Annotated in this window: 9 protein-coding genes and 2 tRNA genes; 8 read left to right on the top strand and 3 right to left on the bottom strand. The window is 58.6% G+C overall.

What is annotated here, in order from left to right:
* Positions 1–58: 58 nt before the first annotated feature.
* A tRNA-Leu gene (locus tag BUB69_RS14660) sits at positions 59–145 on the bottom strand.
* A gap of 161 nt (positions 146–306) precedes the next feature.
* Positions 307–393 (bottom strand) — tRNA-Leu (locus BUB69_RS14655).
* 225 nt (positions 394–618) lie between these two features.
* Between BUB69_RS14655 and rnr the strand changes: the two genes are divergently transcribed.
* The 8 genes from rnr (at position 619) to BUB69_RS14615 (ending at position 10,332) form a co-directional block, all read left to right on the top strand.
* On the top strand, positions 619–3,255 hold the full coding sequence (gene rnr, locus BUB69_RS14650) for a ribonuclease R (RefSeq protein WP_073167954.1): 2,637 nt from the start codon (positions 619–621) through the stop codon (positions 3,253–3,255).
* Complete coding sequence (gene rlmB, locus BUB69_RS14645; RefSeq protein ID WP_004883581.1) at positions 3,252–4,013, top strand: 23S rRNA (guanosine(2251)-2'-O)-methyltransferase RlmB; 762 nt, start codon at positions 3,252–3,254, stop codon at positions 4,011–4,013. The genes rnr and rlmB overlap by 4 nt, the downstream gene beginning before the upstream one ends.
* A gap of 235 nt (positions 4,014–4,248) precedes the next feature.
* The gene (rpsF, locus tag BUB69_RS14640) at positions 4,249–4,674 is read left to right on the top strand and encodes a 30S ribosomal protein S6 (RefSeq protein WP_004883583.1); all 426 of its coding nucleotides are present in this window, start codon (positions 4,249–4,251) and stop codon (positions 4,672–4,674) included.
* A 28-nt stretch (positions 4,675–4,702) separates the two neighbouring features.
* Positions 4,703–4,933, top strand: a complete 231-nt coding sequence (gene rpsR / locus BUB69_RS14635) for a 30S ribosomal protein S18 (RefSeq protein WP_002551829.1) — start codon at positions 4,703–4,705, stop codon at positions 4,931–4,933.
* 39 nt (positions 4,934–4,972) lie between these two features.
* A complete protein-coding gene (locus BUB69_RS14630) occupies positions 4,973–5,869 on the top strand; it encodes a YybS family protein (RefSeq protein ID WP_024685846.1) in 897 nt (298 codons plus the stop codon).
* 19 nt (positions 5,870–5,888) lie between these two features.
* Entirely contained in the window at positions 5,889–6,335 is a 447-nt protein-coding gene (gene rplI / locus BUB69_RS14625; protein ID WP_004883587.1) for a 50S ribosomal protein L9, read from the top strand.
* Positions 6,336–6,461: 126 nt separating this feature from the next.
* Entirely contained in the window at positions 6,462–7,856 is a 1,395-nt protein-coding gene (dnaB, locus tag BUB69_RS14620; RefSeq protein ID WP_024685845.1) for a replicative DNA helicase, read from the top strand.
* 160 nt (positions 7,857–8,016) lie between these two features.
* Positions 8,017–10,332, top strand: coding sequence for a YgiQ family radical SAM protein (locus BUB69_RS14615; RefSeq protein ID WP_073167952.1), 2,316 nt, complete (start codon positions 8,017–8,019; stop codon positions 10,330–10,332).
* Between the two features lie 39 nt (positions 10,333–10,371).
* Here the strand turns inward: BUB69_RS14615 and BUB69_RS14610 are convergent, their stop codons facing one another.
* Positions 10,372–13,278: an MFS transporter gene (locus BUB69_RS14610; RefSeq protein ID WP_141121863.1), complete on the bottom strand. Its 2,907-nt coding sequence runs from the start codon at positions 13,276–13,278 to the stop codon at positions 10,372–10,374.
* Positions 13,279–13,383 lie beyond the last annotated feature (105 nt).

The following is a 13,383-nucleotide window of genomic DNA, read 5'->3' as shown; positions in this document are numbered from 1 at the left end:
TGAAGAAGTCATTACCCGGAAAGCAAAAAACCGAGCCATTGGCTCGGTTTTTTTGAATTGGTGCCCAGAAGAAGACTCGAACTTCCACGACCTTGCGGTCACCAGCACCTGAAGCTGGCGTGTCTACCAATTTCACCATCTGGGCAGCATCAGCGACGTCTCCGTTGCTGATGGGGCGCACTATACGGCTATCGTTTTATTCTGTAAACCCCTGTTTTGATTTAATAATCAAAACCCCGGAATGCAAAAACCCGCTTTCGCGGGTTCTTGTGAGGCGTCAACCTGTTGTAGGCTGTTGCCTTGAATTGGTGCCCAGAAGAAGACTCGAACTTCCACGACCTTGCGGTCACCAGCACCTGAAGCTGGCGTGTCTACCAATTTCACCATCTGGGCAGTATCTTGAGGCATCAGCCTGTCGATGGCGCGCACTATACGGAGCGCCTTTTGGGCTGTAAAGCCCATGGGTGAAAAAAACTTCAAATAATTCGCCAGCGGTGTGTATCAGGTGTTTCAGAGCAGTCCAGGGCGTTTTTCGGTGAGCTGTTTGAGCGTGAAATTTCCCGTTTCATAAGGTCTATGCCAAACTAACCCCCATATATACAAGGTGAAAACTATCTAATGGCCGATTGGCAGTCCCTCGATCCCGAGGCCGCTCGTGAAGCGGAAAAATACGAAAACCCCATTCCCAGCCGTGAGCTGATCCTTCAGCACCTCGCCGAGCGCGGCTCGCCAGCGAGTCGTGAGCAACTGGTCGAAGAGTTCGGCCTGGTCACTGAGGATCAATTCGAGGCTCTGCGCCGTCGCCTTCGTGCGATGGAGCGCGATGCTCAACTGATCTATACCCGCCGGGGTACTTATGCGCCAGTGGACAAGCTCGACTTGATCCTCGGTCGCATTTCCGGTCACCGCGACGGCTTTGGCTTCCTGGTGCCCGACGACGGTTCCGATGACCTGTTCATGAGCCCGGCGCAAATGCGTCTGGTGTTCGACGGCGACCGTGCTCTGGCACGTGTTTCCGGTCTGGATCGTCGCGGACGTCGTGAAGGCGTGATCGTCGAGGTCATTTCCCGCGGTCACGAATCCATCGTGGGCCGTTACTTCGAAGAGAGCGGCATCGGTTTCGTCATCCCGGACAACCCGAAGATTCAGCAGGAAGTGCTGGTCACACCCGGTCGCAACAATGGCGCGAAGATCGGTCAGTTCGTCGAGGTGAAGATCACCCATTGGCCAACGCCACGCTTCCAGCCGCAAGGCGACGTGATCGAGGTGGTGGGCAACTACATGGCGCCCGGCATGGAAATCGACGTTGCGCTGCGCACCTACGACATTCCTCACGTATGGCCTGAAGCCGTGCTCAAGGAAGCGGCCAGGCTCAAGCCGGAAGTCGAAGACAAAGACAAGGAACACCGCGTCGATCTGCGTCATCTGCCGTTCGTGACCATCGATGGCGAAGATGCCCGCGACTTCGACGATGCGGTCTATTGCGAAGCAAAACCTGGCAAGCTGCGCCTGTTCTCCGGTGGCTGGAAGCTCTACGTGGCGATTGCCGACGTTTCCAGCTACGTGAAGATCGGTTCGGCGCTGGACGCCGAGTCCCAGGTGCGTGGCAACTCGGTGTACTTCCCCGAGCGCGTCGTGCCGATGCTGCCCGAGCAGTTGTCCAACGGTCTGTGCTCGCTGAACCCGCATGTCGATCGTCTGGCCATGGTCTGCGAGATGACCATCTCCAAGACCGGCGAGATGACGGACTACGTGTTCTACGAAGCTGTCATCCACTCCCATGCGCGCCTGACCTACAACAAGGTCAGCACGATTCTGGAGCAGCCGAAAACCGCTGAAGCGAAGAGCCTGCGTGGCGAGTACGGCAATGTGGTGCCGCACCTCAAGCAGCTTTACGCCTTGTACAAGGTGCTGCTGGGCGCACGCCATGTGCGGGGTGCCATCGACTTCGAAACGCAGGAAACCCGAATCATCTTCGGCTCCGAGCGCAAGATCGCCGAGATTCGTCCGACTACACGCAACGATGCTCACAAGCTGATCGAGGAGTGCATGCTGGCGGCCAACGTGGCCACGGCTGAATTCCTGAAAAAGCACGAGATCCCTGCGCTGTATCGCGTGCACGATGGTCCGCCACCAGAGCGTCTGGAAAAGCTGCGCGCCTTCCTGGGCGAGCTGGGGCTGTCGTTGCACAAGGGCAAGGAAGGGCCGACGCCGAAGGATTATCAAGCGCTGCTTGAAACCGTTCGCGATCGCCCGGACTACCACCTGATCCAGACCGTGATGTTGCGTTCGTTGAGTCAGGCGGTGTACAGCTCGGACAACAACGGCCACTTCGGTCTGAATTACGAAGCCTATACGCACTTCACCTCGCCGATCCGTCGTTACCCGGACCTGCTGACGCACCGTGCGATCCGCAGCGTGATCCGCTCCAAGCAGGACACACCGCACGTACGCCGTGCCGGTGCGGCAACCATACCCAAGGCGCGCATCTATCCTTACGACGAAGCGTTGCTGGAGCAGTTGGGCGAGCAGTGCTCGATGAGCGAGCGTCGAGCCGACGAAGCCACGCGCGATGTGGTCAACTGGCTCAAGTGCGAGTACATGAAGGACCGCGTGGGTGAGTCGTTCCCTGGCGTGATCACAGCTGTAACCGGGTTTGGTCTGTTCGTTGAGCTGACCGATATCTACGTCGAAGGCCTGGTGCACGTCACTGCATTGCCGGGCGATTATTACCACTTCGATCCGTTGCACCACCGCCTTGCCGGCGAGCGCACAGGCCGTAACTTCCGCCTGGGCGACACGGTTGAGGTGAAGGTCATGCGTGTCGATCTGGACGAGCGCAAGATCGACTTCGAAATTTCCGAGCAGTCTGCAGCGACCACTTCCTCGCCCGGGCGCAAGCGCCGTGGTCAGGAGGCCGCAGCACCTGCGACGACTGCCGAGAAGGAAAAGGCTCCGGCCAAATCCGGACGCCGTACGGCCGCCACCAAGGAAGCACCGGTCGAGGCTTATCGCCCGAGCGATGCGGCGGCGAAGAACGCAGAAGTGCGCAAGAGTCGTGAAATGAAAAAAGCCCTTCTGGCTGAAGCGAAGGGCGGTAGCAAGGCATCGTCGGGAAAGTCTGACAGGCCCGCTTCGGGCTCTGCACCTTCCTCAGGCAAAACCAGCAAACATCGTAAAGGGGGCTCGTCGAAAACGGGCTCCGCGTCATCGTCGAAAAGCGGCGGCGCTCGTAAACCCAAGGCTAATTCATGAGTCAGTTGGAAAAAATCTACGGCGTGCATGCCGTGGAAGCGTTGCTTCGTCATCATCCGAAGCGGGTCAAGCACATCTGGCTGGCAGAGGGGCGTAGCGACCCTCGCGTCCAGGTGCTGGTCGAACTGGCCGGTCAGAATCGCGTCACCATCGGCCAGGCCGAGCGTCGCGAAATGGACGCCTGGGTCGAAGGTGTACACCAGGGCGTTGTCGCGGATGTAAGCCCGAGCCAGGTCTGGGGCGAGGCGATGCTCGACGAGCTGCTTGATCGCACTGAAGGCCCGCCTCTGTTGCTGGTGCTCGATGGCGTGACCGATCCGCATAACCTGGGCGCCTGCCTGCGTACGGCGGATGCGGCGGGTGCGCTGGCGGTCATCGTTCCCAAGGACAAATCCGCAACACTGACGCCAGCTGTACGAAAAGTGGCATGCGGTGCGGCGGAAGTGATTCCGTTGGTGGCCGTGACCAACCTGGCCCGCACGCTGGAAAAGCTCCAGCAGCGCGGTCTTTGGGTGGTGGGTACGGCGGGGGAGGCTGAGCAGGAGTTGTATCAGCAGGACCTGACCGGGCCGACCATCATCATCATGGGTGCCGAAGGCAAGGGCATGCGTCGCCTGACCCGCGAGCACTGCGACTATCTGGTACGCCTGCCCATGGCGGGTAGTGTCAGCAGCCTTAACGTCTCGGTTGCGACCGGCGTATGCCTGTTCGAAGCGTTGCGCCAGCGCAGTGCCAAGGCGACTGGCAAGAAAGGCTGATTGTCAGCGTTTGATCGTCCCCATGCTTTGCGTGGGGCGCGATCGCTCTCCTGGTCCGGCGTGCCTGCTCAAATAATCACCAATTGCCTTGCGCCGCCCACGACCCTTCTCTACAATTGCGCCCCTTGCTGTCATGGCAGGCGCGCATGTGCCTGTTCCTGAGCAAGACTAACAGTGTCATTCACTCCTTGTCTGACCGCTTTCAGCGGCAGGCTACAACCCGTAAGGAGCATTCATGCGTCATTACGAAATTATCTTTTTGGTCCACCCGGATCAAAGCGAGCAAGTCGGCGGCATGGTAGAGCGTTACACCAAGCTGATCGAAGAAGACGGCGGCAAAATCCACCGTCTGGAAGATTGGGGCCGTCGTCAACTGGCTTACGCAATCAACAATGTTCACAAGGCTCACTACGTGATGCTGAACGTTGAGTGCTCTGGCAAGGCTCTGGCCGAGCTGGAAGACAACTTCCGTTACAACGATGCTGTGATCCGTAACCTGGTCATCCGTCGCGACGAAGCCGTCACTGGCCAGTCCGAGATGCTCAAGGCTGAAGAAAACCGCAGTGAGCGCCGTGAGCGTCGTGACCGTCCTGAGCACTCCGACAGCGCCGATGGCGATGACGGCGACAACAGTGACGTTAGCGATAACGCTGACGAGTAATCCACGGACCTTTTGAGGAGCCAATTACATGGCACGTTTCTTCCGTCGTCGTAAATTCTGCCGCTTCACCGCTGAAGACGTCAAAGAGATCGATTACAAAGATCTCAACACTCTGAAAGCTTACGTATCCGAGACCGGCAAAATCGTTCCAAGCCGTATCACCGGTACCAAAGCACGTTATCAGCGTCAGCTGGCCACCGCTATCAAGCGCGCCCGCTTCCTGGCCCTGCTGGCCTACACCGACAGCCACGGCCGCTGAGACCGGGTAGTCGACAAAACGTAACAAGGGATAGAAAGCATGCGTGCCCTGGCTGAATTCATCATGCGCGGCCGCATGCAAGCCACTCTCGTAGTGGCTGGATGTGCGGCATTGCCGCTGTTTTTCTGGTTGAGTGCTGCCGCAGGTTGCCTGGTGCTTCTGCGGCGCGGGTTCAGTGATGCCGTTGGTGTCCTGTCCTGGGCTCTGCTGCCGGCTTTGGTCTGGTGGTATTTCGGCGAACCGCGTACAGCCATGGTGCTGGCCGGTTCGCTGAGTTTGGCAATGGTGTTGCGTGCCAGCGAGTCCTGGGTCCGTGTGCTGCTGGTCAGCGTAGCGTTGGGTGTGGTGTACGCAGTGGTGCTGGGTGCGGTTTTTCGCGAACCCATTGAAGCGATGTCGCAGGAGTTGCAGAAACACCTGCCGGCAATGCTCTCTGGGCTCTACGAGCAAATGAACGTAGAAGAGCGCGCGCGTCTGGGAGCACTGATTGCACCCGTCCTGAATGGCCTGATAGCGGCTTTGTTGCAAATCGTCAGTGTGCTGAGCCTGATTCTTGGGCGCTACTGGCAAGCGTTGTTGTACAACCCTGGTGGTTTCGGGCGCGAGTTTCGCGCCGTGAGAATCCCGCTGGTGCCAGCATTGGTGCTGGTGGTGTGCATGCTGGTGGGGCCGAATTTCGGTCCTCAGATGGCCATGCTCACACCGCTCTGCAGCGTACCGCTGGTATTTGCAGGGCTGGCATTGATACACGGACTGGTCGCTGAAAAGCGCCTGTCCAGGTTCTGGCTGGTAGGGATGTACATCACGCTGCTGGTATTCATGCAGCTGATCTATCCGTTGCTCGTGGTGATAGCCATTGTCGACAGCCTGATTGATTTTCGCGGTCGCCGGGTATCGAAAGATTCCGGCAATGGTCCTGCGAACGGTGAAGGTTAAAAGTTAAGAGGATTTCCACATGCAACTGATCCTTCTGGAAAAAGTCGCCAACCTGGGCAACCTGGGCGACAAAGTAAACGTTAAGGCCGGTTACGGTCGTAACTACCTGCTGCCTTACGGCAAAGCCACCGCTGCAACCGCTGCCAACCTGGCTGCGTTTGAAGAGCGTCGTGCCGAGCTGGAAAAACTGGCTGCAGACAAGAAAGCATCTGCCGAAACTCGCGCTGCCCAACTGGCTGAGCTGGAAGTGACTATCACTGCCACTGCTGGTGACGAAGGCAAGCTGTTCGGTTCGATCGGCACCCACGACATCGCTGATGCACTGACCGCCTCGGGCGTTGAAGTTGCAAAAAGCGAAGTTCGTCTGCCGAACGGCACTATCCGCAACGTTGGCGAATTCGACGTAGCCGTGCACCTGCACAGCGACGTAGAAGCGACCGTACGCGTTGTCGTAGTGGCTGCTTAATAAGCAGTACGTGATCGTCTGGCGGCATTGCCGTCAGAGGATTAACATCGGGCACGATCCTGTTCACAGGTCGTGCCCTTTGTCTTTATGGCATCCCTATTCTGTAAACCTCGAATTCAAGTGGCCATGAACGAAATCTCCAGCCCTGAGCAATACGATCTGCAAACCGCTGCCCTCAAGGTGCCGCCACATTCCATCGAGGCCGAACAGGCTGTGCTCGGTGGTCTGATGCTGGACAATAACGCCTGGGAGCGGGTGCTTGATCAAGTTTCGGACGGTGATTTCTATCGACATGACCACCGCCTGATCTTTCGGGCTATCGCCCGTCTGGCCGACCAGAACAGCCCTATAGACGTAGTGACGCTGGCCGAACAGCTGGACAAGGAAGGGCAGACCTCTCAGGTCGGCGGGCTTGGCTATCTCAGTGAGTTGGCGAAGAACACGCCTTCGGTCGCCAACATCAAGGCGTACGCGCAGATCGTTCGCGCCCGGGCAACCTTGCGGCAATTGATCGGCATCAGCACCGAAATTGCGGACAGCGCGTTCAACCCCGAAGGCCGTACCGCTGAAGAAATCCTCGACGAGGCCGAACGGCAGATTTTTCAGATTGCCGAAGCTCGGCCAAAGACGGGCGGCCCGGTCAGCGTCAACGACTTGCTGACCAAAGCCATCGACCGGATTGATACGCTGTTCAACAGTGACAACGCCATCACCGGGCTGTCGACCGGCTATACCGATCTGGATGAAAAGACCAGCGGCTTGCAACCGGCGGACCTGATCATCGTCGCCGGTCGTCCGTCGATGGGTAAGACCACCTTTGCGATGAACCTGGTCGAAAACGCCGTGTTGCGCAGCGACAAGGTCGTGCTGGTCTACTCCCTCGAGATGCCAGGTGAGTCGCTGATCATGCGTATGTTGTCCTCGCTGGGTCGCATCGATCAGACCAAGGTGCGTGCCGGTCAGCTGGACGACGACGATTGGCCGCGCCTGACATCAGCCGTCAACCTGCTCAATGACCGCAAGCTGTTCATCGACGACACCGCTGGTATCAGCCCGTCGGAAATGCGCGCGCGTACCCGCCGGGTAGTGCGTGAGCATGGTGATGTGGCCATGATCATGATCGACTACCTGCAGTTGATGCAGATCCCGGGATCAAGCGGTGACAACCGGACCAACGAGATTTCCGAGATTTCCCGCTCTTTGAAAGCGCTGGCCAAGGAATTCAACTGTCCGGTCATTGCCCTGTCGCAGCTCAACCGCTCCCTGGAGCAACGTCCGAACAAACGCCCGATCAACTCCGACCTCCGGGAATCCGGAGCGATCGAGCAGGACGCCGACGTCATCATGTTCGTGTACCGCGACGAGGTGTATCACCCGGAGACCGAGCACAAGGGCATCGCCGAGATCATCATCGGCAAGCAGCGTAACGGCCCTATCGGCACCACGCGCCTGGCGTTCATCGGCAAATACACCCGCTTCGAGAACCTGGCGCCGGGCAGTTACAACTTCGATGATGATTGATATCAGGTGACAACTCATCCCTGTGGGAGCGAGCTTGTTCGCGAAGAGGTTGGCGCTGAAGCCATCCACTCAATTCCGACCATTGCCGTCGGACTTGATCAAAAAATGTGCTATATTCCGCGCCCGCGATTTTTCCAACGTGCAAACGTAGGTCCTGAACATGCAATCAGCCAAGCCGTTATTTGACTATCCCAAGTACTGGGCCGAATGTTTCGGACCAGCACCCTTCCTGCCCATGAGTCGGGAAGAGATGGATCTGCTTGGCTGGGATTCCTGCGACATCATTATCGTGACCGGTGATGCGTACGTGGATCACCCCTCGTTCGGCATGGCGATCATCGGGCGTCTGCTCGAGTCCCAGGGCTTTCGCGTCGGCATCATCGCCCAGCCCAACTGGCAGTCCAAAGACGACTTCATGAAGCTCGGCGAGCCGAACCTGTTCTTCGGTGTCGCTGCCGGCAACATGGACTCGATGATCAACCGCTACACCGCGGACAAGAAAATCCGCTCCGATGATGCCTACACCCCGGGCGGCATGGCGGGCAAGCGTCCAGACCGTGCGAGCCTGGTTTACAGCCAGCGCTGCAAGGAAGCCTATAAGCACGTGCCGATCGTGCTCGGCGGCATCGAAGCGTCCCTGCGCCGTATTGCGCACTACGACTACTGGCAGGACAAGGTTCGCAACTCGATCCTGATCGACGCCTGCGCCGACATCCTGCTCTACGGCAACGCCGAGCGCGCGATCGTCGAAGTCGCCCAGCGTCTGTCCTACGGTCAGAAGGTCGAAGACATCACCGATGTGCGCGGCACAGCGTTCATTCGTCGCGACACGCCGCAAGGCTGGTACGAAGTCGACTCCACGCGCATCGACCGTCCGGGCAAGATCGACAAGATCATCAACCCGTACATCAATACTCAGGACACTGAAGCCTGCGCCATCGAGCAGGACAAAGGTCCGGTCGAAGACCCGAACGAACCTAAGGTTGTGCAGATTCTCGCCAGCCCGCGCATGACCCGTGACAAGACCGTCATCCGCCTGCCATCGGTGGAAAAGGTTCGTAACGACGCTGTGCTGTATGCCCACGCCAACCGCGTGTTGCACCTGGAAACCAACCCGGGCAACGCCCGTGCGCTGGTGCAGAAGCATGGCGACGTGGATGTCTGGTTCAATCCGCCGCCCATTCCGATGACCACCGAAGAAATGGACTACGTGTTCGGCATGCCTTACGCACGTGTTCCGCATCCTGCGTACGGCAAGGAAAAGATTCCGGCCTACGACATGATCCGTTTCTCGGTGAACATCATGCGGGGCTGCTTCGGCGGCTGCACCTTCTGCTCCATCACCGAGCATGAAGGCCGCATCATTCAGAACCGTTCCGAAGAGTCGATCATTCGCGAAATCGAAGAGATCCGCGACAAGGTGCCAGGCTTCACCGGCGTCATTTCCGACCTTGGCGGGCCGACGGCGAATATGTATCGCATCGCCTGCAAGAGCCCGGAAATCGAATCCGCGTGCCGCAAGCCGTCCTGCGTGTTCCCCGGCATTTGCCCGAACCTGAACACCGATCACTCGTCGCTGATCCAGCTGTATCGCAGCGCGCGCGCCTTGCCGGGTGTGAAGAAGATTCTGATTGCGTCCGGTCTGCGCTACGACCTGGCAGTCGAGTCGCCGGAGTACGTCAAGGAGCTGGTCACGCACCACGTGGGCGGCTACCTGAAGATCGCCCCGGAACACACCGAGGAAGGTCCGCTCAATCAGATGATGAAGCCGGGCATTGGCAGCTATGACAAGTTCAAGCGCATGTTCGAGAAGTACACCAAGGAAGCAGGCAAGGAGCAGTACCTGATTCCTTACTTCATCGCGGCCCACCCAGGCACCACCGATGAAGACATGATGAACCTGGCGCTGTGGCTCAAGGGCAATGGCTTCCGTGCCGACCAGGTGCAGGCGTTCTACCCCTCGCCAATGGCCACGGCCACGGCCATGTACCACTCGGGCAAGAACCCGCTGCGCAAGGTCACGTACAAGAGCGACGCGGTCACGATCGTGAAGAGCGAGGCGCAGCGTCGTCTGCACAAGGCGTTCCTGCGCTATCACGATCCGAAGGGCTGGCCGATGCTGCGTGAGGCGCTGGAGCGGATGGGGCGTTCCGACCTCATTGGTCCGGGCAAGGATCAACTGATCCCGTTGCATCAACCTGCCACGGACAGCTACCAGAGCGCGCGCCGCAAGAACTCGACGCCTGCCGGCAGCCACAAGGTGGCCAAGGCGGCCAAGACCACGCTGATCCAGACCCAGCACACCGGTCTGCCGCCGCGCGGCAGTGACGGCAGCAAACCGTGGGACAAGCGTGAAGAAGCGAAGGCCGCCGCCATGGCACGCAACAAACAGGCGGCCAAGGAGCGTATGGAGGCGGCCAAGGGCGGCAAGGGCAAAGGCGGCAAGCCTGCTCGCAAGCCGGTCGTTCCGCGCTGACAGACGCGCGTCGCCAGGGTTGATCACGCTTGAGTGTGATCAGCCCTGGTGCTCGGCGTCGTTTCGTGTGTTCTGAGCCTCGAGTCGGCCCGCTTCGGCAACCAGCCTGCGGCTGACACCGACCCCGACGCGTACGGCCACGAACTTCCAGGTCACATGGTTCTGCACGAACTGCAACATGCCTGTAGTCATCTTCACCATCATGGCCCTGTCCGGTCTGCCAGACATGCGTGACGTGCTGTTCATGTACTGGGCCACTCGATGCTTCAGTCTGGACAGCTGTGTTTTCCCGTTGCGCGCCAATAGGCTTTTGCCAACGCCTTTGCCGATTTTTGCTATTCCGCCAAGCAGTTTTCCGGCGTGTCCTGCGTAGGGAATTACGAAGAGCGCCAAACCAAGGGATCCTGATCGCATTCGGGATTTTTCTCCGGATATAACGTCCTGGATTTCTGGCCATGGCGTGAGCCGAACAAGAAAGTTGCCTACCGCTTTAAAAAGGTCAGGGCCGGCCCTCTCCAGCTCTATTGGCGTAGCGCCTTTGCACTGCTCATAAAGCGCGTCGGTGTTTACATGAAACAGCCTGTCCTTGACCGTGTTTGCGATGGTGATGCAACGTTGAGTGAGTGTGGTGAGCGGCAGGTGCTGTGGCAGGTTTGCCGTCGACGGGGGCAGTGGAGGCGCGAGGCGTTCGGCGATCAAGACGGCGGTCGCGCCTTGTTGTGGTTCATGGCCCTGTAAATATGCACGCTGATCGAACGGCATCGGCGTGCCGGCACGGACCATGACCGGGGTCGTGATCACCGAGGCGATCGCCCATGACTCGATGTCAAAGATGCCGCCTTCCACGAGTGCTTCAAGATCAGGGCGGTGTCGAATAATCATCAGCAGCGGGAACACTTCATAGTAAGTGGTCATGTGTTGGTAGACAGTCTTGAGCACAAATCCACTGCGTCCTCGCAGTGGTTCGCGGTGCTGTTCGTTCTCGGTAGCGGCCATGACGTCCTTGACCGGCAGTCTCAGTGAATACAGCGTGACCTCGCCGTTTTCGATGGCGATCCGGTGCTTGAGCGGCAGGTGAACCAGCAGCTTTCTGATAAGGGTTGCGTAGGCCTGGCGGGTGTCTTTCAGGTGGTTTGCGAAGTCCTGTTCGAAAAGCGGGTTGATCGGTGGCAGGGATTTGTAGAGCAGCTCTGTTTCCCTGAAAACCGGATATGGTTTTTCATTCATGAAAAAGCCGGGGATTCTCCAGTCGTTGATGTCTTCACCGGACACGTAGACATCAAGCAACGTATACACCTTGCGATTGATCTCATGAGCGCTGTAGGGGTGACCTGTTACCGAGGCGGTGCCGTGGCCATTCAGGTAAACCGGCGGATAGCTTTTGGGGACCAGTTTTTGTCCGGCGGTCAGCGGGTAGGCGGGAATCTGGTAGTTTTCCTGTTCCAGTATTCGCGTGATTTCCGGCGTTCGGGTTGTCTGCGCCATGATCTCGATCGCCATTTCCCTGCGTTGAGGTGCCGGTCTGGCCAGCGCATTGACTGCCTGGAATGACTCGGCTTCGGCGTGTTCGAATGCGCTGATTGCCAGCTCGATTTCCTGTTGGGAGTAAGGCGGGTCTGCCTGGGCGCGAAGATGCCCATTGACCTGAGCCCACGTCAGCAAGGCTGGCATCCTGAGGGCGACATACGCGATCTGCTGCTCCTCGGTGTCCATCTTTTTGCTGAACACGGCAGGCATTTCAATCAGGGCATCAAAGCTCATCCAGCGTGATGAACCGAACTCGATGGACTCGGCAAGTGCGACGCCGTGCTGAAAACTCACCCACACCTCGGTACAGCCATAGGGCAGGTCGTCCGGGACATCGCTGATCAGCCATTCGGGATGATCATCAAGTGCGAGCATGACGCCGGCCACGACAGCCTCATTCATGGACGCTGCTTTTTGGGTCGCGATCAGGTGGTGATGCAGGTCGGTCAGGATTGCGCTGTGGCTGCGCCCCCAGTTGTCGTCTTGGGTGAAGGAGTACCCGGCGATGCTGTCAGGCTGCCGGGTTTCCTGAGCCTGAAGATTGTCGCTGATGGCATGCCACAGAATCCGGTCAGTCAGCGTTGCCAATGAGCGGGCTGTTTCAGACTCGGGCCATTGAAGCCTGGCCAGGATTGCCTGCCCCAGTGTCGTGGCCTGTTCGGAGCGCAGGATTTGAGCGATCACTGCTACCGGCGAGGTCCGGATATGCTCCTGCGTGTGAGTGGCGAGCAGGTGCGCCCCCAGTTTGCCGAGTAGCGTAGTGGGTTCATCGTTCAGGTACTCGGCACACGTTTGCCGGATTTTCGAGAGCATGTCGGGCGTGAGCAGGGCACTGATGTCGAACTGATCGAGAAGCCCCAGTTCCTGGCTGGCCTGCACCTCCGCGAGCGTGTTCAGCAGGCCATTGATGGTCGCTGTGTCGCGCGATTCGGGTAGCGAGATGCCGTAGTTGTAACGCAGCATCAGCGCCAGGCTCACGCTGCCATCGGTGCGTGCAGGTTCTGCGAGTGTTTCGGTCTGCTCTCGACGTCTGCGCAAAACCGTCGGTGGAATGTCGCTGGTCACACCTATGGCCTGTGCATCGTCAGTCAGCACTTTTACGCTATCGTCCATCTCGATGAACCAGTCCCTGAGCGTGCCGTCCTTGCGAGTGATCCGGCGGGTGAATTCAGGTGTCTGTATGGCGCGAAGCTGCAGGCTTTTCTGCGCGCAGTGCTTGCCGAACTCGGAGTCCGGGTCAGGCTTGATCCGGATCTGTTCCAGGCTGTTCGAGGGGCCGGTGTCTTTCAACGCATCCTGCAGTGCGGCCCGGGTCGTCTGGAAATCAGCGCGCTCAGCGGGTGGCAGCAGGTCAGGGTGAGCATTGGCGGGTTGAACGGGCGATGCTGCGGGTGCCTCTGTCGAGGTGGTGTCTGTCATTACATCTTCTCAATCAGTGAGGGATCATTGAGAAGGGATATAGTCAGAAGAGGGTCAGTCAGGGGGCGTAATTAAATATCACCCCTGCTCCTCGTGTTATTGCTC

Origin of the sequence: Pseudomonas asturiensis, from assembly GCF_900143095.1 — a bacterium.
In the GTDB taxonomy this organism is placed as follows: Bacteria; Pseudomonadota; Gammaproteobacteria; order Pseudomonadales; family Pseudomonadaceae; genus Aquipseudomonas; species Aquipseudomonas asturiensis.
This window is presented reverse-complemented; position numbering and strand designations above follow the sequence as displayed.

Coding starts and splice junctions, on each gene's coding strand:
- rnr (WP_073167954.1), top strand. CDS start 619: ATGGCCGATTGGCAGTCCCTCGATCCCGAGGCCGCTCGTGAAGCGGAA.
- rlmB (WP_004883581.1), top strand. CDS start 3,252: ATGAGTCAGTTGGAAAAAATCTACGGCGTGCATGCCGTGGAAGCGTTG.
- rpsF (WP_004883583.1), top strand. CDS start 4,249: ATGCGTCATTACGAAATTATCTTTTTGGTCCACCCGGATCAAAGCGAG.
- rpsR (WP_002551829.1), top strand. CDS start 4,703: ATGGCACGTTTCTTCCGTCGTCGTAAATTCTGCCGCTTCACCGCTGAA.
- BUB69_RS14630 (WP_024685846.1), top strand. CDS start 4,973: ATGCGTGCCCTGGCTGAATTCATCATGCGCGGCCGCATGCAAGCCACT.
- rplI (WP_004883587.1), top strand. CDS start 5,889: ATGCAACTGATCCTTCTGGAAAAAGTCGCCAACCTGGGCAACCTGGGC.
- dnaB (WP_024685845.1), top strand. CDS start 6,462: ATGAACGAAATCTCCAGCCCTGAGCAATACGATCTGCAAACCGCTGCC.
- BUB69_RS14615 (WP_073167952.1), top strand. CDS start 8,017: ATGCAATCAGCCAAGCCGTTATTTGACTATCCCAAGTACTGGGCCGAA.
- BUB69_RS14610 (WP_141121863.1), bottom strand. CDS start 13,278: ATGACAGACACCACCTCGACAGAGGCACCCGCAGCATCGCCCGTTCAA.